Origin of the sequence: Pseudarthrobacter phenanthrenivorans Sphe3 (assembly GCF_000189535.1) — a bacterium.
Taxonomy (GTDB): domain Bacteria; phylum Actinomycetota; class Actinomycetes; order Actinomycetales; family Micrococcaceae; genus Arthrobacter; species Arthrobacter phenanthrenivorans.
This window is the reverse complement of sequence record NC_015145.1, coordinates 2,216,205-2,235,770: the sequence shown is the minus strand read 5'-3', so window position 1 is coordinate 2,235,770 and position 19,566 is coordinate 2,216,205. Positions and strand designations below refer to the sequence as shown.

The window sequence follows — 19,566 nt, the reverse complement described above, 5'->3', positions numbered from 1 at the left end:
TTGTTACCTAGAACGTATGGCGCCGGAAGCGCTTGTCCAGGGCCACCACCAGGGAAGCCAGCACGGCGATGCCCACGATCCGCAGCCAGGTCTCCAGGCCGATCGGCGCGGTGTGGAAGAGCTCATTCATCAGGGGCGTATACGTAATGGCGAACTGTCCTGCCGCCTGGACCAGGACGCCCAGGATGACCCAGCGGTTGCTGAAGAGCCCGATTCGCCAGACGGACCTGGTGAGGGAGCGGCAGCTGAAGAGGTAGAACAATTCCACGGCCACGAAGAGGTTAACCGCCGCGGTCCGGGCCTCGGCGAGGGACGCTCCGCCTGCCAGTTCGAGTTCGAAGATCCACCACGTTCCGGCCACCAGGAGGGTGGAGACCAGCAGGATCCTCAGGGTCAAGGTCCACGTCAGGAGCGGGCGGTCCGGGGCCCTCGGCGGACGGGACATGATGCCCGGTTCTTTCGGCTCGAACGCCAGCATCAGGCCCAGGGCGACGGCCGTGGTCATGTTGATCCACAGGATTTGGGTGGGCAGGACCGGCAGGGTGGCGCCCAGCAGGATCGCCACGAGGATCACCAGGCCCTCGCCCATGTTGGTGGGCAGAGTCCAGACGATGAACTTGGTCAGGTTGTCGAAGACGTTGCGGCCCTCTTCAACCGCCGCCTCAATCGTGGCGAAGTCGTCGTCGGTCAGGACGATGTCCGCCGCCTCCTTGGCCACTTCCGTTCCGGACCGTCCCATGGCGATGCCCACGTTGGCCTGCCGGAGGGCCGGTGCGTCATTGACGCCGTCACCGGTCATCGCGGCCACGTGCCCCCGCGACTGCAGGGCTCCGATGAGGCGAAGCTTCTGCTCGGGGGAGACGCGGGCGAAGACGGTGGCCCGCTCCACGGCGTCCGGCAGTTCGGCCGCGGGGATGGCATCCAGTTCGGTTCCCGTCAGGGCCGTTCCGTCCGCCCGGTCCGAGGCCAGCCCCACGGCCCGCGCTATGGTGGCTGCTGTGCCCACATGGTCCCCGGTGATCATCTTGACTGCCACCCCGGCCTCATGGCAGGCCTTGACGGAAGCCGCCGCCGCTTCCCGCGGCGGGTCGAACATCGCCTGGAGTCCCGTCAGCGTCATGGTCCCGCGGAGGTTCTCCGAGGTCAGCCGGGTGCCCGGAGGGATCCGGACCATGGCAGTGGCGAGCACCCTCAGGCCGGTACCGGCGAAACCGTGGGCAGCGTCAAGGACCTCCTGCTTCGCGAGGGGCCTGCTGCCGCCGTTGCTGTCCATCTGGACCGCACAGAGGTCGAGCACCCGCTCCACGGCACCCTTGACCAGCACAATGCCGGCTTCGCCGCCGCTGCCTTCCTGGTGCCCGGGCAGGTGGAGTGTTGCCATGTATTGGCGCTCTGACGTGAACGGCAGGGTGCCCGCGCGGGGACTGGCGGCCAGGAAGTCTTCCGCACCCACGCCCCCTTTTCCGGCGGCCACCAGCATGGCGGCCTCGGTGGGATCCCCCTGGGCCTGCCAATTGTGTCCTTCCCTGATGACCTTGGCGTCATTGCAGGCGGCACCGGCAAGAAGGGACCAGGACAGTGCGGCGTCCTGCCCCGCCGTCGTTCCTTCGGGACCCGGATGCTGCGCGGCGCCGGCGGCGATGATCAGGCCCTCCGGGCCATAGCCGGAACCTGTCACCTTATAACTGCCCGACGGGGTCCAGAGGGCACGCACCGTCATCTGGTTTTCCGTAAACGTTCCTGTCTTGTCGGAGCAAATGACGGTGGTGCTGCCGAGTGTCTCCACCACCGGCAGGCGGCGGACCACGGCCCGGCGCCTGGCCATCCGGCGGACGCCGATGGCAAGGGTTACGGTGACGGCAGCCGGCAGGCCTTCCGGGATCGCCCCCACGGCCAGGGCGACGGCGGCCGTGAACATTTCCGCCGGCTGCTGGCCGCGTGCCACTCCCGCAAGGAATGCCACCGCGGCAAGGGCAAGGATGGCCACTGTGAGGGTGGTGCTGAAGTGGGCAAGTTTCCGCGTCAGCGGCGTTGCCACCGTCTGGACGGAACCCATGAGGCGGTGGATTTCGCCGAGTTCGGTTTCGCCGCCGGTTGCCACCACGACGCCCGTCCCGGTGCCCGCAGTCACCAGGGTGCCGCTGTAGACCATGTTGCGGCGGTCCGCCACGGGGGTGGTGGGGGGAAGCACCACCTCGTCCTTGGCCACTGCCTCCGATTCGCCGGTGAGCGCCGATTCGTCGGCCCGGAGGCCGGACAGCCGGACCAGGCGGAGGTCCGCCGGAACCTTGTCGCCCGCTTCGAGGAGTACAAGGTCGCCAGGGACAAGGTCCTCGGAGGGGACCTCCTGCCGCTGTCCGTCCCTCATGACAACGGCACGGGTCCGGACCAGAGAGTGCAGGGCGTCCAGGGCGGCTTCCGCGCGGACCTCCTGGACAAAGCCGATGATGGTGTTCACCAGGACGACGGCGAGGATGACCACCGAGTCCAGGTACTCGCCAAGGACCAGGGTGACTGCCGCCGCGGCCAGCAGCACATAGACCAGCGGATTGTTGAACTGCCGGGCGAGTTTGCGGGCGATGCCCCCGCGCCGGGAGCGGGGCAGCACATTGGCGCCGAACTGGGCCTGCCGCCGGGACACCTCGCCTTCTGCAAGACCCCGTACGGGGTCCGTCTCGAGCAGCAGGACCACCTCGTGGAGGGGGAGGCCGTGGTGTGCCGGGTCGCTGGTTCCATTCGGCGCCGGCAGGGATTTTTTGCCGGCCGGTTTTGGCGGCCTGGTTTTTTCCATGGTGGCCCTTCTTGTCTATGGGGCCAGCAGCGTATCGAGGGTGACGAACCCGTACCCCGCGGCGCTGATCCGGTCGATGATGGCGGGCAGGGCGTCGGCATCCAAAGTCGTGCCGTCGTCGGGATTTGAGCCAATGTGCATGAGGACGATTTCACCCGGCTGCAGGCCGGCCAGCGTCCGGTCGGCGACCACCTGCACGCTGACGCCGCCGCTGGTACCCTTCCAGCCCAGCGTGTCCACCGTCCAGCGGACCGCCACGTAGCCGGCGTTGTTCACGGCAGCGATGGTGCGGGCATCGCGTTCTCCGAAGGGGAAGCGGAACAACGGCCTGGGGTCGGCTCCGGCTGCCAGGATGACCTGCTCTGCCCCGCGGACCTGCTGGCCGATCTGGGCATCACTGAGGCCAGTAAAACCGGGATGCGTCATGGAGTGGTTGGCCACCCGGTGGCCGGCGGACACAATCTGCCGTACTCCGTCCGGGTTTGCCTCCGCCCAGTTCCCGGTCAGGAAGAAGGTGCCAGGAACTCCCCTCGCGGACAGGGCGGACAGGATCTTTGGCAGGCCCGCACCGTTGGCGCCGGCGTCGAAAGTCAGCGCCACCACCCGGCCGGCACCCGGAATGACCGTGAGGTCCTGGCCCCGAAGCGACGCGGGGAAGGGTGCCGCGGGCGGTGGAGGCGGTTCCGCCGGTGGCTCCGGGACAGGCGGCACCGTGACCGGCGGCTGCACCGGGTTCTGGCCGGCTTCCGGTGTTTCCGTTGCGGGGTTGGACGGTTGCGGCACGGAGGGAGCGGCGCTGGGCGTTTCCGTGCCGGGCACGGTGCTCGCACTGGAACCGGGGCTTGCGTTGCTGGAGGAATCCGGAGATCCCGTCGCAGCCGACGGCGGCGGGCTTGCTCCCGGCGACCGGAAGAACAGGGCCACCCCGATGGCAAGCGCCAGCAGGGCGAGGGCGACCACCAGGGCCACCACCCGCCGTCGGCCGCCCTGCAGCGCAGTTGTCAATGCCTGATACCTTCCTGCCCGCGCGGGCCTGCCTACGAGTCCTTCGGCCGTTCTTCCGGCGTGTGGACCACCAGGACCGGGCAATGTGCGTGCGCCACCAGGGCAGAACTCACGGAGCCCAGCAGCAGCCCGCCGAAGCCGCCATGGCCGCGACGCCCAACCACCACCATGTCGGCGTCGCGGCTGGCTTCAATCAGCGATTCCCGCGGGTGGCCGCGGACCAGGTTCGAGATGACGTTCGACGGCGTGTCCCCGCCAAACGCGGTTTTCACCGCTTCGTCGAGGATTTCCCCGGCGCGTTCCTCGAAGCCTTCGATGCCCATCATCACGTAGCCGGTGTACACCTGGGGGTAATCCCAGTAGGCGTTGGCCATGACCTTGGCGCCGAGGGGCACCGCCAGGCGTTGGGCCTCACGCAGTGCCTCGATGGAGGCCTCCGATCCGTCCACCCCCACAACAATCCGGGCGAATGGTGCTCCAGCAGTACTCATCTCAACTCCTCAGGTGACCGGTGCGGTCACTGGCAATCATGTCCGGACGCAACGGCCCGGGGTAGGGCCGAAAGTCACTGCACCGGCCGGCCCGGCGGGGGTTGAGTGGAGGCATGGAACAGCTCATCCCTTGGCTGGTGTTTTGCCTGGCCTTCCTGGCTTTCTGCTTTCTCCGCCCCAACGGCGCACGCATCTTTGCCGGCATCTTCTTCATCATCATGGCGTTGGGGGTTAACGCCCTGCTCAGTGTCGTGAACCCGGAGATGTTCGTGGCGATGGGCACTGACGCGCCGCTGATCCCCCTTTACGCGTGGTTCTTTGGCCAGGTGGTGGCTGCTGCGCCGGCGGTTGTGGGGCTGTTGGCGGCGTCCGGCGAAATAGCCGTGGGCCTGTTGATCCTCAGCCATGGACGCGGGGTGAAACTTGGCCTCCTTGGCGCGATCGTCTTCCTGCTGGCCATCACGCCGCTGGGCGTGTGGACACTCCCGAACCCGCTGATGGCGCTGGGTCTCGCCAGGTTGCTGGCCAGGGATTATCCGCGTTCCTTCTGGCACTCAGGGTGGCGTCCGGTCAGGGGTTAGCAGGTCCGGGTTGTGGTTCGGCGTTTGAAGGGGCTGCCTCTTGCGGTGCCTCTTCCAGCGGGCGCGGGTGATCGGCCGGGCCCTGGTCCAGCCGGAAGGGCGGATATTCGTCCCGCAGCAGGGCGGTGTACGTCATGACGCGGTAGATCCAGCGGTTGATGCCCAGGATCAGGTCGAACAGCGGCCGTATATAGCGCCCGGTGAACAGCAGGGCCACCACGGCCACCAGGACCAGCAGCCCCAGCAGGGACAGGCCCGTTCCGCGTTCATAGGTGGTGCCCAGGTCATCGGTTTCTGCCTGCCAGGTCCACGTTGTCCCGGCGAGCGCAGCAACGATGAGCAGATGCGGGAAGGACAGGAGCCACCATTTCACCAGGACCAGACCGCGGGAAAGCCGTTCAGGGTAGTCCACTTCGAAGTCGGCCGGATAGTTGGTGCGGCGCAGCGTGAAAGGCGGGTAGAGGTCCGTGCCTGCTGCGGCGTACGCGTAGAAAGCCACCCTCCAGTTCCAGCGCATCACCCCGACGTTGAAGTCGAACAGTGCCCGCGGATACCGTCCCGTGAACAGGATGGCGAATCCGGCGACGATCGTGGCCACAATGAACGCGAACCACAGGAAAACAAGCACGATGAAATGCGGAATGGCCAGGAGCCACTTCACCAGCCACATTGCCCGCGAAAGGGCGGGATCCAGCTCTCCGGAGAGCCGGGCCGGGTAGGGGGCACGGTCGGCCGCTTCAGCGGAACGGTGCTGGGCGGGTGGCTGGGGCTGCTGGTAGCCGGGCGCCGGGTAGCCGGGCTGCTGGTAGCCGGGCGCCGGGTAGTCTGGTGCCGTATAGCCGGGCGAAGGATAGCCTGGCGGGGGAACACTACCCGGGGGCGGTGCTCCCGGTCCCTGGGAGTGCGGCCCTGTATGCCTGCCCAGTCCCACCGCTCCCAGGATCAGCAGGGGAATCCCGATGGCAAGGGCCACAGCCCCTCCAACCAGCAGTCCTGTTGCCGCCGGCCGGATCAGGTCGGAACGGAAACCAACCTGGACCTGGGTATCAACACCAAGGCTGGCGTCCGCGTTCATGATGACGATGGCCCAGCTGCCGGCGGCAAGATCCCACGTGAGCTCCTGTTCGCCCGGCCCGGAGACGGAGGCGCTCCAGAAGTCCTGCCCGGCCGGAGGTGAGGGCGTGTTGGTACCGGGAATGTCACGATATTCTGCCCGGAACGGCCGGCTGTCCACCTCAAGCAGTTCCGAGTGGTGCACACCTGAAAGGTACCGCTCGACGTCGTCCTGCGGGGCAATGCCTATGAAAATCTCCTTACCGGGATCCACGGACGAGGCTTTCAACCTGAGCGTCCCGACGTCGAATGGCAGGCGGGGCGGGACGCCCTCGCCCACGGCGTCAAGCCTCGGTGTGGTGAGGGCGTGAGATCCCACGGAAAGCCGGGCGGTGCCCGAGGTGATGTAGCCGTCGCCCTGGGCGGAGCCCACCACGGATGCAGCCACACCTCCGGCCAAGGTAGCCAGCCCAACCAGCGAGATGAGGATCCCGAGGACGAGCATTATTACTGAAGCGGTCTTTTTCATGATGCCAACCCGGAAGTAGGAGTAGGGGCAGTACGGCGTGGCGCAGCCTTGGGGGCAGTGCCACGGGCCGGATTCAAACCTTGTTCTTGACGGCCTGGATCCGCGTAATGACGGTGGGGCACGGCAGGTGCTTGAGTACCCCGTGGGCTGTGGAGCCGAGCAGGAGCCGTTTGATGGCGCCGCGGCCCCGGCTACCCACCACGAGCATCCGGGCGTGGAGGGCGGCATCAACCAGCGCTTCCACAGGGCCCCTTTCGGTCTCCAGCACCTGGTTCACCCGCAGGCCCGGGTAGTCCTCCTTGAGCCCGGCGACGGTTTCCGCGAGGACCAGCCGTTCCTCTTCGGTAATGAGCTCGGCGAGGCTGGCGGAGCTCAGGCCCGCATCGGCAACCCGGTCAGGAGCGCTGATGGCATAGACCACGGTCAGTTCGTCATCTTCCCGGTCCGCCTCCGCTGCCGCGAAGGCGACGGCCTGGGTGGCCTCCTTCGACCCGTCCACGCCAACAACCACACCGGACCGTCCGCCAAGTTCCTGGGTTCCGACGACGGCGACGGGGACTTTGGCGGAGGCGGCAACCTGGAGTGCCCGGTCGGCCAGCGAACCGCCAAGGTGGCCTGTGCCGGAGCCAATCACCAGCATGGACGTTTTGCCCGAGTACTTCGCCAGTGAACCGCCAATGCTTCCAGTGAGGAGCCTGGTGGTGATGGTGATGGGGAACGCGTCCCGGACACGTCCGGCGGCGGTCTGGAGGAGACGGTCGCCGGCCTCCTCGAGGACGCCGATCCAGGGATAGGGTTCGGCGACCCACCGGTCATCCACCACATGGAGGATCACCAGCGGCACGCCGGCGCGTTCCGCCCGGCGCGCTGCCCAGAGCACCGCCGCCTGGCTCTGCGGGGAGTCGTTGGTGGCGACGGCGATTGGTTTGCGAGTTGTCATGGCCGGGCTTCCTGGTTCTTCTCTGGCGGGTCGACAGGGCGTTAGGAACCCGCGGATCGGCACCCCTCGGCATTCAGGGGTCTCCCTGCTGTACAAGACTGGCGTCCGTCCCCTGCAGTTTGTAGGGCCAAAAGTCACGGTCCCCCTGGACGGCAGCGGGGTGGGGACCTTGGGCCCTGTGGCAGGACCTGGCCGCGTGGGACGCTGACCGTGGGGCGGAGCAATCGGAGGAAACGGATAATGACGGAACATGGCTCTACCGCACGGCGCGCCGTCTGGGCCGTCGCGGCACTGCTGACGCTTGGTGCAGCCGGACTTGGCGTCGCTGACCCGGCCCTCTACGACGGACTTGTGGAGGAGCCCTACCTTCCCGGGACCTACTCCCAGGACGCGATGTCCGTGGCGGCCGCCGTCGTCCTGTTGTATGTGGCATGGGCAGCAAGGACCTTCCGCCCGAAGCTCGAACTGGTGGCTCTTGGGCTGCTGGGATACCTCGCCTATGCCTACGGCATCTACGTCATCGAGCGGGTCTACAACGGGCTCTACCTGGTCTACATGGCCATCTTCGCGGCAGCTTTTTGGGCCCTGGTGTACCAGGCCCTTGCCTTGTCCAGGAGAACAGGCCGGGTGAACCTGCCAAAGCGTGTCCGGCTTGCATCAGCGTCCGGGGCGCTGCTGCAGCCCCTGATGTTCTACCCGCTGTGGATCGGCATGCTGCTGCCGCTGATGGCGGCCCGGGAGAAGATCGAGACGATCTATTCGGTGTTCATCCTTGACCTGTGCCTCATCATGCCGGCGTTCCTTATCCTGGCTGTTTCCGCTTTCCGTCGGAGGAAGCAGGGGCTCCTGCTGCTGCCTGCCGCCTACGTTCTGGGTTTTACGCTGATCCTGCCCCTGGCGGCGGCTGAGCCCGCAAAGCAGTTGTTCGGCGGACAGTTCGACCCGGCAGCCTTCTGGTCCTGGCTGGTCCTGTCACTGCTCTTCCTTGTCCTCGGAGCCGTGCACCTGCGGTGGCTCCAGGTGGACGGCGAACCCGGTCCGGCCGGCGCGGGAGAGTACCAGGCCGCGGAGCGAAGAAGTTAGCGCCCCCACCACTTGCTCAGTATGCTTACTATTGTTCGCACGGCTGACCAAGGGAAAGGCATCATCATGACCGAACAGAACCTCCCCGACGACGAGCTGGAAGTTGTCCAGGATGACGACGTGCTCCTGGACGAGGCGCCCGGTGCGGCGTCCTCCCTTGAGCTCGACCCCGTCAAAGGCGAGCCGGACAGCTACCCCGGCGCCGCAGAGAACAACCCGGACCGCTGGCAGGAAGACCCGCTGCTCCAGGACGAGGCAGTTTCCGGAGAAGAGGAGGACTTCATTAGCGACCAGACCTTCCGGGACGAAGCTGCCCAGGCACGCTATGAATCCGGGGCGCCTGGGGACGCCCCGGTGACGCCCACCCTGGGTGAGGCTGTTGCTGACGTGGATTTCGGTGAAGACCCCACCGGGGACGAGTCCGAAGGCAGTGACGATACGGAGAACTTTGGCGGTTCCCCGCTCAGCGAGTTCGAACCCGACGACCTGGAGCGCTGAGCCGGCAACTGCGCCCGCTCCGGGCGGCTGCTTCCCTGATCCATGCGTGCGGCGGCGGATCCTTTCACGGCTGGCGCGGGCAGGACAAAACCGCATCCCAGGGGACGAAAGACTCTGGCGAGCGGGCCCGGGTGGCGGGATAGTCAGGGAACACCCGCGGCAATGGGTCGGGGGAAGGGGTCGGCAATGATGTTTTGGGACGGCAACATGGGCGCCTGGGGATACATCCTTATGGTGTTGAGCTTCATTCTGTTCTGGGGCGCGATCATTGCCGCCATCGTCGTCTTCGCCCGCTCGATGTCCGGAAGCAGCCGCAGGAACAGCGGCAGCGGCCACAGCATTGGCGGCGCGGAGGAACTGCTGGCGGAACGGTTTGCCCGCGGTGAAATCGACGAGAGCGAGTACACGGCGCGCCTCACTGCCCTTCGCCGCGCCCGGGGCGCCTGACCGGCTTGCCGCCCCTGCCGGGCCGATCGCCATGGACCTCCGCCTCGTTTCCCGGGTGCTGTTCCTTCGCGCTGCCTGGCGGCGGCGGGACCGGTGGGACGCCGCCCGGATAGCCGCCCATCAGGAACAGGCCCTGAAGGAACTGCGGCGCGCGGCGTATGCGGGATCCGAGTTCTACCGGCGTCACCACGCAGGCCTCCACGATGCGCCCCTTGAGCAGCTGCCCCCTGTGACCAAAGCGGCACTCATGAAGCATTTCGACGAGGCCGTGACCGCCCCCGGACTGCGCCTGGCGGAACTTGAGCAGCATCTCCGGGACCTCGCGGAGCACGACGGCGATCCGGGCCTGCCGTGGCGCGGCCGCTGGTGGGTAGCTGCCACCGCCGGGACGGCAGGACCGAGGGGAACGTTCGCCTGGAACCGCTCCGAATGGGCCACGGTGCTGGCCTCCTACGCCCGCGCCAACGATTGGGCCGGAATCCCGGCGGGCGTGGGCCGCCCACTGAAGGTAGCCCTCGTCAGCTCCCGGGTGCCCACGCACCAGTCGGCCGTCGTGGGTGCTTCACTGCGCTCCGGGCTCGTCCCCACCATCCGCCTGGACGTGACGGCACCAATTGCCCAGACCGTGGCCGAACTGAACGGGTTCCAGCCCAGAGCCTTGGTGGGCTATGCGTCGGCACTTCGTCCGCTGGCGGCCGAGCAGCTGGCAGGGCGGCTGCAGATTTCGCCGCAGGCTGTCATGTCGGCTTCCGAGGTGCTGACGCCCCTGGCCGCCCGGGAGATGGAAAAGGCGTGGGGGAGTGCCCCTTTCGACGTCTATGCCGCCACCGAAACGGCCGGCCTCGCCTCACCCTGCACGTACCGCAACCGGCATCTCTACGAGGACCTGGTCATCGTGGAGCCGGTAGACAGGGACGGGGCGCCGGTTCCGCAGGGCACCACCGCGGCAAAGCTCCTGGTCACTGTCCTGTTTTCGCGTACGCTGCCGCTCATCCGCTACGAGATTTCGGACAGCGTGACGCTGGGTGGACGCGGCTGCGCCTGCGGCCGGTCGTTCACCCTGCTGCAGGACATCGAGGGGCGGCTCGAGGATGTGCTGACCCTGCCCGGAAAAGGGGGAACGGCCACCGTCCATCCCATTGTGTTCCACCACGTCCTGGACCAGCAGTCAGCCGGCGGTTGGCAGGTGGTCCAGGAACCTGGCAGGCTGCGGGTTCTCCTTGCTGGCCTTGCGGCGGGCAGCACAGTTGAAGGAGTGCGGACGGCCGTGGAGGCCGCCCTTGCGGAAGCAGGGGTGGTGGAGACCTCCGTGGACGTGGCAGTGGTGGACCGGCTGGAACGGACACGCCTGGGAAAGGCCCCCTACGTTCGCCGGTTGGGGCACTGAGCACCAGGAGTAGGAATCAGCAGCCGGGCCCCACTGGAAATCTGCCAGCCACAGGTCCGGTCTGAAGACTCCGGACCTGTGGGGACACATCGGAGCGCACCTGCCTGCACCGCCGGACTTGTTTCCTTTTCCGCCCTGCCCCGGCGGAGTACCCTTGGACCACCGTTAGGAAATATGCGGCCGCCGTTTGCAGATTGGATCACACATCCCAGCATTCCGAAGGGATGCCTGGCGGCCGCTCGAATGCCTTTCATCCCCTGGTCAATGACCTGGATTCAAGCTCCGCCACACCTCTTCTGCTGGCCATTCCTGCGATCCGGCCGATGCAGGCACGTGTGAGGAGTTTCCATGGATACCGGGACTGTTCTGGCTCTCGTCGGCGGATACATCGCCGCTGCCATAGGGGTCTTCCTGCTGTATTCGCCGGTCCTTGTCCTGGTTGTTGGACTGCTGATCTCGGCAGGCCTCCTGCAGTTGCTGGCGTGGCCGTTCCTTGTCCTGGTCCGCAAGCTCCGGCGAAGGCCGGAGCCGCCGCAGGACGGGTCATGGCTGCTGCACTGAGTGAGCGCCTTTGCCGGCCGGACGCGTGCCCCGGCCGCGGGGCAACCGCGCGTCCGTCAATCAGCGTGGATTACGGCATTCTCCTTCGACTCAGCCCGGAACTAGGCTAAAATACTAAGCAGGCTGATAAATATCGGTTGGCAGGATCACTACTGAAGGAGTTTCACATGAACTTGGGAAGCATGATCAGGAATGCCGCTGGACGATTCTCCGGCAGGACCGGGACAAGCGGGACAGTCCGCGGGTCCGGCCTCAACGCCCCGGGACGCACGCCGGGCACGACCGGTGCCCCGGGAGCCAGGACCGGCGGAGTCGCCGGCAGGATCATGGGAATGCTCCGGCGGCGCTAAGCCGCCCCAGCATCAGGAAAGCAGGTCCCGGGTTGCTCCGGAGCCTGCTTTTTTGGCCTTCCAGGACAATGCGCCAACTTGTCATCCTGGGCACTGCTTCCCAGGTCCCCACCCGTACCAGGAACCATAACGGCTACCTGTTGCGCTGGGACGGCGAGGGTTTCCTTTTCGACCCGGGCGAGGGGACCCAGCGGCAAATGATCCATGCCGGGGTGTCGGCGAACCAAATCACCCGGATCTGCCTGACCCACGTGCACGGAGACCACTGCTTCGGGCTGCCCGGAGTTTTGTCGCGCATGGCCCTCGACGGCGTGGCGCATCCGGTGCATCTCCACTACCCGGCCTCCGGTGAGGACACGGTCCGGTCGCTGGTGTCAGTCAGCTCACCTGGAATCGACCTCCGGCTCCACCCGCACGGCGCGGGCGGAACCGTGGCCGAAGGCCTGGACGTCCGGCCGCTCCAGCACCGGATCGAAACGTACGGGTACCGCCTCGCCGAACCGGACGGCCGCACACTGCTGGCCGAACGCTTGGCGGCGGCAGGTGTTTCCGGCCCGGACGTTGGGCGCCTCCAGCGGGAGGGCACCCTGGCGGGCGTCCGGCTCGAGGATGTCAGCGTCCCAAGGCCCGGCCAGGGCTTTGCCTTTGTCATGGATACTGCCCCTTGTGCCGGCGCGGAGGAACTGGCGGACGGCGTGGACCTCCTGGTGGCGGAGTCCACCTTCAGCAACGACGACGCCGGGCTGGCACGCCAGTACCGGCACCTCACCGCGGGCAGGCGGGGGAGCTGGCGGCAGGTGCGGGCGTCCGCACCCTTGTCCTGACCCATTTCTCCTCACGCTACGGCGACGACGCCGGCGTTCTCGCGCTGGAGGCCACCGGCAGGGCCGGCGGTGCAACGGTCGTGGCGGCAGCGGACCTGCAGCGCATCGAATTCCCGCGCCGGCGGCGCTGGCCGGAGGACGCGGCCGGCCAAACTGCGAGCGGCCAGGCAGCAAACTATGGAGGTTACTTGTGAGTGCCACTTCCGAAGAAGTTTCCGACGTTGCTCCCCATGGCAAGGAGGCCACCCTCAAACGCGTGCTCGGGCCCAAGCTCCTGCTGCTGTTCATCGTGGGGGATATCCTGGGCGCCGGGGTCTACGCAGTCACGGGGACCATGGCAGGCACAGTGGGCGGCCTCGTCTGGCTGCCCTTCCTGCTGGCATTCGTGGTGGCCACGCTCACCGCCTTCTCCTACCTGGAGTTGGTGACGCAGTACCCCCAGGCGGCGGGCGCCGCCCTGTACACGCACAAGGCGTTCGGCATCCACTTCGTCACCTTCCTGGTGGCATTCGCCGTCGTATGCTCCGGCATCACCAGTGCCTCCACCTCCGCCAACGTCCTGGCCCAAAACTTCTTTGGCGGGCTCGAGGTCAACGGGTGGATGGGGATGCCGGGACAGGGGGTCATCACGGCAGTTGCCTTGGGCTTCATGCTTCTTCTGGCCGCCATCAACCTGCGGGGCGTGGGGGAGAGCGTCAAATTCAACGTCGTGCTCACCGTGGTGGAGATGGTGGCCCTCTGCATTGTCATCGGTGTTGGTTTCTTTGTGATGGCACAGGGAACCGGCAACCCCGGCGAGGTGTTCGTCTTCAACGACTACCAGGACAAGGGCCTGTTCCTGGCGGTCACTGCGGCCACCTCCATCGCGTTCTTTGCCATGGTGGGCTTCGAGGATTCAGTGAACATGGTGGAGGAGACCCGCAACCCGGAAAAAATCTTCCCCCGCACCATGCTGACCGGCCTCGGCATCGCGGTGCTGCTGTACATGCTGGTGGCCGTGTCCGTGGTCAGTGTCCTCACCCCCACCGAGCTGGAAGGCATCCGGGAAGCTGAGGGCGCCGCCCTGCTGGAAGTTGTCCATAAAGGGTCACCGGACTTTCCCATCGACAGGGTCTTTCCCTTCCTGGCCGTTTTCGCGGTGGCCAACACGGCACTCATCAACATGCTGATGGCCAGCCGGCTCATCTACGGCATGGCGCGCCAGCACGTCCTGCCCCGGCCACTGGGCAAGGTGCTCCCCGTGCGACGCACGCCGTGGGCAGGAATTGCCTTCTCCACCGTCCTGGCGCTGGGCCTCATCCTCTATGTAACAAGCGATCCGGAAAGCAATATCGTGGCCAACCTCTCCGGGACCACGGCCTTCCTGCTGCTGTGCGTTTTCACGGTGGTCAACGTGGCCTGCGTGGTCCTGCGCCGCAAGCGGGATCCCCACCGCAAGGTGTTCTTCACTTCCCCGGGCCCCCTTCCGCTGGTGGCGGCCGTGCTCTGCGCCTTCCTGGCGGGGCCTTGGGTCGGGCGGAATGTCATCCAGTACCAGATTGCCGGCGGGCTGATGGCCATTGGAGTGATCCTGTGGTTCGTCACCTGGCTGATCAACCGGCGGACCAACGACGGCGATAGGGTTAATCCATGACTGCCGCAGCAGAATCGATGATCACATTCGAGGGCCGCTTCGCCCGTGAACTGGCCGAGTTGGCTGTTCCCTGGCAGGCGGAGGAAGCGCCGCATCCGGAGCTGCTGGTCCTGAATGAAGCCTTGGTGGACGAACTGGGGATGGCGCCGGAGTACCTGCGCTCTCCCGAAGGCGTGCGCCTCCTGCTGGGCAACCACATTCCGGCAGGCGCCACCCCCGTTGCCCAGGCATACGCCGGGCACCAGTTTGGCGGGTATTCGCCCCTGCTCGGTGACGGCCGGGCCCTCCTCCTCGGTGAAATCGTGGACGACGGCGGCCGGCTGAGGGATGTTCACCTGAAGGGTTCCGGACGCACCCCCTTCGCACGGGCCGGGGATGGCCGCGCGGTCATCGGCCCCATGCTGAGGGAGTACCTGATTAGCGAAGCCATGCATGCCTTGGGCATTCCCACTACCCGGGCACTGGCCGTGGTGGCAACAGGGCGGGCCGTGCGCAGGGAGACGATGCTTCCCGGCGCTGTCCTGGCCCGCGTGGCAAGCAGCCACCTGAGGGTGGGAAGTTTCCAGTACGCGCGGGCCACCGAGAACGTGGAACTGCTCCGCAGGCTCGCCGACCATGCCATCAGCCGGCACCATCCCGCAGCCGCTGAAGCAGAGAATCCCTACCTGGCGCTCTTTGAAGCGGTGGTGGCCGCACAGGCCCGGCTGGTGGCCAAGTGGATGCTGGTGGGCTTTGTGCACGGCGTCATGAATACGGACAATATGACCATTTCCGGCGAGACCATCGACTACGGCCCCTGTGCCTTCATGGACGCCTTCAACCCGGGCGCGGTCTACAGCTCCATTGACGTTGGGGGCCGGTATGCGTACGCCAACCAACCGGTCATAGCAGAGTGGAATCTCGCCCGGCTGGCCGAGGCAATGCTGCCGCTGTTCAACGAGGACCAGGAGCAGGCAGTGGGCCCGGCAGTGGAGGCGCTGGGCAGATTCCGCAGCCAGTACAGCGACGCCTGGTTTAACGGGATGAAGGAAAAACTCGGACTGCCGGCAAGCATGGCCGGGACCCCGGAAGGAGACGCCGCGTCGGACGTGGTGGACGGAGTGGTTGCGCTGCTGAAAGACGGGCCCGTGGACTATACCCAGTTCTTCCGGAACCTGGGCCACGCCGCCCGCGGCAACTCCAGGCCTGCCCGGGGAATGGTCCTGGACCTGGCAGCCTTTGATGCCTGGGCCGAACGCTGGACTGCGCTGAACCCCGACTCCGGCCTGATGGACCGGGTAAATCCGGTATACATCGCGCGCAACCACCTGGTGGAGGAAGCGCTGGCTGCGGCCACTGAGGGCGACCTTGGCCCGTTCAACCGTTTCCTCGACGTGGTGCGTTCCCCGTTCCAGGAGCGCCAGGGGCTGGAACGCTACACGGAGGGGCCGCCGGAGGACTTCGGAGATTACCGGACTTTCTGCGGCACCTAGGAAGAAGCCGGAAGCACGATTGCGGCTCCAGGACAGGTGGGAACAGGACAGGCGGGAACAGGAAAGGTGGAACAGCACAGGGGCGGCAGCCGGGAAATCCCGGCTGCCGCCCCTGTTTGCTCAGTGGGCCGGGCCTGCGGTGCGCAGGCCTGCCCGTCCGGCTGCTGGCTATGCCACCCGCACGAAGGAAGCGCCGCCGAGCCAGCTGATGGAGTGGACCTCGGTCTTGTAACCGTCCACGCCGCCGCTGACTACCTGGCCGTCACCGGCGTAAACGCCCACGTGGCCTGCGGTGATGACCAGGTCACCCGGGGCCGGGGAGCCCACGGTGGTGCCGTACTGGAAGAACTGGGTGGGAGCAAGGTCGCCCACGGACTTGCCCACGGCACGAAGGGCCTTCTCCACCATGGCGGTGCAGTCCTGCTGGATTCCCACCTGGCCGTAGGCGTTCGCCAGGATGGCGGCGCCCGTGCCGGTGCCGCTTACTGCGGGAGCAGGCGCGGGGGCCGGGGCTGCGGTGGTGGAGGCATAGGCCAGGTTCATACCGGTATTGGCAGGAGCGGATGCGGCCTGCACCGGAGCGGCGGCGGCAGGTGCTGCGTAGCCGGCGGCCGGAATCTGGATCTGGTCACCCGGGTAGATGATCGCGGAGATCGACAGGCCATTGGCGGACAGAACGTCGTTCAGGCTCACGCCATAGGAGGCCGAGATGGCGCCCAGGGTGTCGCCGGAGACGACGGTGTGGACCGCGCCTGCTGCTGCTGCCGGGGCGGCAACCGTGGCGGCCGGGGCTGCAGTCGCCTGGACGTTAGTGGTTTCGGTGGTGTCCGGGCCGCTCACGCCAGCGTGCGCCGGAGCTCCGACGCCAAACGCAATGCCGGATGCAGCGGCAACGGCGAGGGCCGGCCGGCCCAGCGTCCGGGCCTGTGACTTGGCCGTTACAGCCAAGCCCTGGAGCACGATTGAGCGGTCCGGAGTCGCGCGGTGACGGGCGGTGGTGGAATTTTTTGACACAGTTGATCGCCTCTCCCATGCCTGCGGGGTGAGCTGTCGGGTTCGGGTTGGAGATACCCGGCCGGTGGCAACCCCCGTTATGGACGGAGGCGCTATCGACTTAACCCCAAGGCCTTAAAAAGGCCGCGGAAACTTGGTTCCCCCGTCCCTGCCAGCTGGAAAGCGATTGGTTCCCGTAACAGTGGCAGGGCTCGGCATACTGTCGGGAATGTCCCGTCTGAGAGGGACACCAGAAGACCATAACCCGGGCGCGGACCAATTGTCACATTTGGATAACATGCGAGGTACTTCTCTCACATTTCCGCAATTCGGTGGATTTCCTTTGCATTCCGCCGTGGCCTCGGCTGATGCGGTGTCCGTGGTCCTGGCAACGGGCCCGTGTAACAAAGTCATAAAGTTGTGCATGATGCGTGTGCGTGGCGGGGCAGGCGGACTACGGCGGTTTGCCATCTGCGCCATCTCCGGTCGGGGTGCACCATGGACGCCGGGCGCCGGTTTGAGTGGATTACCCAGGGCCTTACTGGTGTCGCGCTAGGCTTTTCCCATGCCCGATTTCGAAAGGTTCCGGATCCTTCTCGAGGAGGAATGGCGGCGGAAGGTTGAGCTCCTGCCCGCCCTCCGCGCGGACATCGCCGCGGCAAACTCTGCCCGGCAGGACTCCAATGTGGATGACGAACATGATCCAGAGGGCTCCACTATCGCTTTCGAGCTGTCCCAGGCATCGGCCCTGCTGAAGCAAAGCGCGTCCGGTCTGGACCAGGTGGAAGCTGCCCTGGCCCGTATCGCAGCCGGCACTTATGGCACCTGCGCGGTATGCGGCGAGGCCATTGCCGAGGGCAGGCTTGAAGCCCGGCCCTGGACCCCGTACTGCATCCGCCATGCGGGCGGGGGGCGTCGCCGGTGAACGGCGGAAGTGATGACGTGGCAGCGGCTGCCGGCTTCATTGACCACACCCTCCAGAACGAGGGCGCCTGGTACCGGGCGGACGACGTCGAACTGCGGCTGGGCGGTGCACTTGCCTCCTACGGGTCCTCCGTAGGTGCCGTCCGCGGCACCGTACGCGACGCGCTGCGGAAGTTCAAAGAACTGGACCACGACGCCGTAGCCATGCTGGCCTCGGTGTTGTGGGGCCAGCCGGGGCCTGGCACCAGGCCTGTTTTTGAGCGGCGGCTTGCCGCCGTGGTGCTGCTGCAGTCGCGTGTGAAACTCCTGCGCCACTCCGACCTGACCAGGATCGAGGGCTTCCTTCGGTCCGCAGGAAGCCGGGAACTGGTGGATCCGCTGCTGGCCGACGTAGTGCGGCCCCTGCTGGCCGGGCTGGCGCCACGGGAGCGCCAGCGGGCGGGCGTGGTACTGGCCAGATGGAGCCAGGACCCGGACGGGCAACTGCGCGCGGCAGCAGCCTTCCTTGAAGACCAGCCCCGCAGCGACGACCTGCACAAAAGCGCCCAAGCCCCGCATAAAGGAGAAATAACATGAACGATCCCTATGACCTGGAACGCTTCGTCACCGCCCAGGACAGCGGCGGCACCGGAGAGGGCGGAACCTATGCCCAGGCGCTGGCGGAGCTGCAGCTCGGGAAGAAGACGGGGCACTGGATGTGGTTCATTTTTCCCCAGCTGGCAGGCCTCGGCCAAAGCCCTACCTCCCGGAAATTCGCCATTACCTCGCTTGATGAAGCCCGGGCCTATCTGGACCATGAGGTCCTCGGCCCGCGGTTGCTGGAATGCTGCCAGGCGCTGACCAACCACGCCGGCCGCACCGCCCAGGAGATCCTGGGCGGCGTCGACGCCCGCAAGTTGCATTCGTCCATGACGCTGTTCCTCCGTGCAGCGCCGGGCGAAACCGTATTCAAGACAATCCTGGCGCAGTTCTTTGACGGCCAACCGGACGAGGCAACGGACGCCCTGCTCGCGCAACAGGATGCGGACTGACCGCTACGGGGTGGGATTGCCGCCGTTGACGTTCAGGGTTTCGCCCACCACATAGCTCGATTCAGGCGATGCCAGGAACACATACGCCGGGGCGAGCTCTGCCGGCTGGCCCGCGCGGCCCAGGGGAGTGGACTGCCCGAACTCCGGCAGTTCCTCCTTGGGCTGGCCGCTGCTGACCTGCAACGGTGTCCAGATGGGTCCCGGTGCCACGGCGTTGACGCGGATGCCCTTGGGCGCCAGCTGCTGCGCCAAGCCCTTGGTGAAGTTGTTGATGCTCGCCTTGGTGGTGGCGTAGTCCAGCAGCGTGGGGGAGGGGTTGTAGGCCTGGATGGACGTGGTGTTGATGATCGTCGAGCCGGCCGGCATGTGCGGGAGGGCCGCTTTGGTCAGCCAGAACATTGCATACACGTTGGTCTTCAGCGTGTGGTCAAACTGCTCATCCGTAATGCCGGTCAGCTCTTCCTGCGCCACCTGTTTTCCCGCGTTGTTCACCAGTATGTCGATGCCGCCAAGCACCGCCACGGCGGTGTCCACCACGTCCCGGCAGACGGACGCGTCCTTGAGGTCCCCAGGCACCTTGATGGCCTTGCGGCCCGCGGCCTCGATGAGCCCCGCGATCCGCGCGGCGTCCTCCTCCTCTTCCGGCAGGTAGGACAGCACGACGTCGGCACCCTCCCTGGCGAAGGCAATCGCCGTTGCTGCCCCGATCCCTGAGTCAGCGCCGGTGACGATTGCCTTCCGCCCTTCCAGCCTGCCCGTTCCGCGGTAGGTCTCCTCGCCCAGGTCGGCCTTGGGGGCGAGTTCCGCGTCCAGGCCGGGCTCGGGCTGGTGCTGCTTGGGCGGCGAAATCTTCTCATAGGCGGTGACTGGATTGCGGAAGGTGTACTGGTCTGTCATGGCGGTACTCCTGTTGCTCGGTGGAACACGAAAAGCTAAGCATGCTTACCGTTCCAAGCCTAGGCAATCGGCGGCC

The 19,566-nt window shown here is 66.5% G+C and carries 19 protein-coding genes, 1 pseudogene and 1 riboswitch; of the genes and pseudogenes, 13 read left to right on the top strand and 7 right to left on the bottom strand.

Going from position 1 to position 19,566, the window contains the following annotated elements; genetic code table 11:
* Positions 1–7: 7 nt before the first annotated feature.
* From ASPHE3_RS10270 to ASPHE3_RS10260, 3 genes are read right to left on the bottom strand one after another with little or no spacing between them, the layout of a single operon-like run.
* Entirely contained in the window at positions 8–2,791 is a 2,784-nt protein-coding gene (locus ASPHE3_RS10270) for a cation-translocating P-type ATPase (protein WP_013601164.1), read from the bottom strand.
* A 15-nt stretch (positions 2,792–2,806) separates the two neighbouring features.
* Positions 2,807–3,796, bottom strand: coding sequence for a polysaccharide deacetylase family protein (locus ASPHE3_RS10265; protein WP_013601163.1), 990 nt, complete (start codon positions 3,794–3,796; stop codon positions 2,807–2,809).
* Between the two features lie 32 nt (positions 3,797–3,828).
* Positions 3,829–4,287 carry a universal stress protein gene (locus ASPHE3_RS10260; RefSeq protein ID WP_013601162.1) on the bottom strand — a complete coding sequence of 153 codons (459 nt, stop codon included), beginning with the start codon at positions 4,285–4,287 and terminating at the stop codon, positions 3,829–3,831.
* Positions 4,288–4,400: 113 nt separating this feature from the next.
* On the opposite strand from ASPHE3_RS10260, the gene ASPHE3_RS10255 reads away from it, so the two are divergent.
* Positions 4,401–4,868 (top strand): hypothetical protein, encoded by a 468-nt coding sequence (locus ASPHE3_RS10255; RefSeq protein ID WP_013601161.1) that lies wholly within the window; start codon positions 4,401–4,403, stop codon positions 4,866–4,868.
* Here ASPHE3_RS10255 and ASPHE3_RS10250 read toward each other — a convergent pair.
* Together ASPHE3_RS10250 and ASPHE3_RS10245 are read right to left on the bottom strand one after the other, a co-directional pair.
* A complete protein-coding gene (locus ASPHE3_RS10250) occupies positions 4,858–6,450 on the bottom strand; it encodes a DUF4389 domain-containing protein (RefSeq protein ID WP_049786057.1) in 1,593 nt (530 codons plus the stop codon). The genes ASPHE3_RS10255 and ASPHE3_RS10250 overlap by 11 nt on opposite strands.
* A 73-nt stretch (positions 6,451–6,523) precedes the next feature.
* Positions 6,524–7,390: a universal stress protein gene (locus ASPHE3_RS10245; RefSeq protein WP_013601159.1), complete on the bottom strand. Its 867-nt coding sequence runs from the start codon at positions 7,388–7,390 to the stop codon at positions 6,524–6,526.
* 240 nt (positions 7,391–7,630) lie between these two features.
* On the opposite strand from ASPHE3_RS10245, the gene ASPHE3_RS10240 reads away from it, so the two are divergent.
* The 9 genes and pseudogenes from ASPHE3_RS10240 to ASPHE3_RS10205 all read left to right on the top strand — a co-directional run bounded on the left by ASPHE3_RS10240 (position 7,631) and on the right by ASPHE3_RS10205 (position 15,645).
* The gene (locus ASPHE3_RS10240) at positions 7,631–8,473 is read left to right on the top strand and encodes a hypothetical protein (RefSeq protein WP_013601158.1); all 843 of its coding nucleotides are present in this window, start codon (positions 7,631–7,633) and stop codon (positions 8,471–8,473) included.
* A gap of 66 nt (positions 8,474–8,539) precedes the next feature.
* The gene (locus ASPHE3_RS10235) at positions 8,540–8,971 is read left to right on the top strand and encodes a hypothetical protein (RefSeq protein WP_013601157.1); all 432 of its coding nucleotides are present in this window, start codon (positions 8,540–8,542) and stop codon (positions 8,969–8,971) included.
* Between the two features lie 186 nt (positions 8,972–9,157).
* Positions 9,158–9,418: an SHOCT domain-containing protein gene (locus ASPHE3_RS10230; protein ID WP_013601156.1), complete on the top strand. Its 261-nt coding sequence runs from the start codon at positions 9,158–9,160 to the stop codon at positions 9,416–9,418.
* Positions 9,354–10,805 (top strand): phenylacetate--CoA ligase family protein, encoded by a 1,452-nt coding sequence (locus tag ASPHE3_RS10225; protein ID WP_254362837.1) that lies wholly within the window; start codon positions 9,354–9,356, stop codon positions 10,803–10,805. Before ASPHE3_RS10230 ends, ASPHE3_RS10225 begins: the two co-directional genes overlap by 65 nt.
* Positions 10,806–11,153: 348 nt before the next feature.
* Positions 11,154–11,366 (top strand): hypothetical protein, encoded by a 213-nt coding sequence (locus ASPHE3_RS10220; RefSeq protein ID WP_013601154.1) that lies wholly within the window; start codon positions 11,154–11,156, stop codon positions 11,364–11,366.
* A gap of 167 nt (positions 11,367–11,533) precedes the next feature.
* The gene (locus tag ASPHE3_RS22040) at positions 11,534–11,716 is read left to right on the top strand and encodes a hypothetical protein (RefSeq protein ID WP_013601153.1); all 183 of its coding nucleotides are present in this window, start codon (positions 11,534–11,536) and stop codon (positions 11,714–11,716) included.
* A gap of 68 nt (positions 11,717–11,784) precedes the next feature.
* A pseudogene (locus ASPHE3_RS10215) lies at positions 11,785–12,734 on the top strand (ribonuclease Z).
* Complete coding sequence (locus ASPHE3_RS10210) at positions 12,731–14,173, top strand: APC family permease (RefSeq protein ID WP_013601151.1); 1,443 nt, start codon at positions 12,731–12,733, stop codon at positions 14,171–14,173. Before ASPHE3_RS10215 ends, ASPHE3_RS10210 begins: the two are co-directional and overlap by 4 nt.
* On the top strand, positions 14,170–15,645 hold the full coding sequence (locus ASPHE3_RS10205; RefSeq protein ID WP_013601150.1) for a protein adenylyltransferase SelO: 1,476 nt from the start codon (positions 14,170–14,172) through the stop codon (positions 15,643–15,645). Before ASPHE3_RS10210 ends, ASPHE3_RS10205 begins: the two co-directional genes overlap by 4 nt.
* Before the next feature lie 168 nt (positions 15,646–15,813).
* Here ASPHE3_RS10205 and ASPHE3_RS10200 read toward each other — a convergent pair whose 3' ends face one another.
* Positions 15,814–16,659 (bottom strand): C40 family peptidase, encoded by an 846-nt coding sequence (locus ASPHE3_RS10200; RefSeq protein ID WP_013601149.1) that lies wholly within the window; start codon positions 16,657–16,659, stop codon positions 15,814–15,816.
* A 3-nt stretch (positions 16,660–16,662) separates the two neighbouring features.
* Positions 16,663–16,834, bottom strand: a riboswitch (cyclic di-AMP (ydaO/yuaA leader).
* 369 nt (positions 16,835–17,203) lie between these two features.
* Here ASPHE3_RS10200 and ASPHE3_RS10195 point away from each other — a divergent pair.
* The 3 genes from ASPHE3_RS10195 to ASPHE3_RS10185 are packed head-to-tail and all read left to right on the top strand — an operon-like array spanning position 17,204 to position 18,593.
* On the top strand, positions 17,204–17,563 hold the full coding sequence (locus tag ASPHE3_RS10195) for a TraR/DksA family transcriptional regulator (protein ID WP_013601148.1): 360 nt from the start codon (positions 17,204–17,206) through the stop codon (positions 17,561–17,563).
* Entirely contained in the window at positions 17,560–18,138 is a 579-nt protein-coding gene (locus ASPHE3_RS10190; protein WP_013601147.1) for a DNA alkylation repair protein, read from the top strand. Before ASPHE3_RS10195 ends, ASPHE3_RS10190 begins: the two co-directional genes overlap by 4 nt.
* Positions 18,135–18,593, top strand: a complete 459-nt coding sequence (locus ASPHE3_RS10185) for a DUF1810 domain-containing protein (RefSeq protein WP_013601146.1) — start codon at positions 18,135–18,137, stop codon at positions 18,591–18,593. Before ASPHE3_RS10190 ends, ASPHE3_RS10185 begins: the two co-directional genes overlap by 4 nt.
* Positions 18,594–18,596: 3 nt before the next feature.
* Here ASPHE3_RS10185 and ASPHE3_RS10180 read toward each other — a convergent pair whose 3' ends face one another.
* Complete coding sequence (locus tag ASPHE3_RS10180) at positions 18,597–19,490, bottom strand: glucose 1-dehydrogenase (protein WP_013601145.1); 894 nt, start codon at positions 19,488–19,490, stop codon at positions 18,597–18,599.
* Positions 19,491–19,566 lie beyond the last annotated feature (76 nt).

Excerpts from the sequence above, each read along its gene's own strand:
- ASPHE3_RS10270 (WP_013601164.1), bottom strand. The coding sequence starts at position 2,791 with ATGGAAAAAACCAGGCCGCCAAAACCGGCCGGCAAAAAATCCCTGCCG.
- ASPHE3_RS10260 (WP_013601162.1), bottom strand. The coding sequence starts at position 4,287 with ATGAGTACTGCTGGAGCACCATTCGCCCGGATTGTTGTGGGGGTGGAC.
- ASPHE3_RS10255 (WP_013601161.1), top strand. The coding sequence starts at position 4,401 with ATGGAACAGCTCATCCCTTGGCTGGTGTTTTGCCTGGCCTTCCTGGCT.
- ASPHE3_RS10250 (WP_049786057.1), bottom strand. The coding sequence starts at position 6,450 with ATGAAAAAGACCGCTTCAGTAATAATGCTCGTCCTCGGGATCCTCATC.
- ASPHE3_RS10245 (WP_013601159.1), bottom strand. The coding sequence starts at position 7,390 with ATGACAACTCGCAAACCAATCGCCGTCGCCACCAACGACTCCCCGCAG.
- ASPHE3_RS10240 (WP_013601158.1), top strand. The coding sequence starts at position 7,631 with ATGACGGAACATGGCTCTACCGCACGGCGCGCCGTCTGGGCCGTCGCG.
- ASPHE3_RS10235 (WP_013601157.1), top strand. The coding sequence starts at position 8,540 with ATGACCGAACAGAACCTCCCCGACGACGAGCTGGAAGTTGTCCAGGAT.
- ASPHE3_RS10230 (WP_013601156.1), top strand. The coding sequence starts at position 9,158 with ATGATGTTTTGGGACGGCAACATGGGCGCCTGGGGATACATCCTTATG.
- ASPHE3_RS10220 (WP_013601154.1), top strand. The coding sequence starts at position 11,154 with ATGGATACCGGGACTGTTCTGGCTCTCGTCGGCGGATACATCGCCGCT.
- ASPHE3_RS22040 (WP_013601153.1), top strand. The coding sequence starts at position 11,534 with ATGAACTTGGGAAGCATGATCAGGAATGCCGCTGGACGATTCTCCGGC.
- ASPHE3_RS10205 (WP_013601150.1), top strand. The coding sequence starts at position 14,170 with ATGACTGCCGCAGCAGAATCGATGATCACATTCGAGGGCCGCTTCGCC.
- ASPHE3_RS10195 (WP_013601148.1), top strand. The coding sequence starts at position 17,204 with ATGCCCGATTTCGAAAGGTTCCGGATCCTTCTCGAGGAGGAATGGCGG.
- ASPHE3_RS10185 (WP_013601146.1), top strand. The coding sequence starts at position 18,135 with ATGAACGATCCCTATGACCTGGAACGCTTCGTCACCGCCCAGGACAGC.
- ASPHE3_RS10180 (WP_013601145.1), bottom strand. The coding sequence starts at position 19,490 with ATGACAGACCAGTACACCTTCCGCAATCCAGTCACCGCCTATGAGAAG.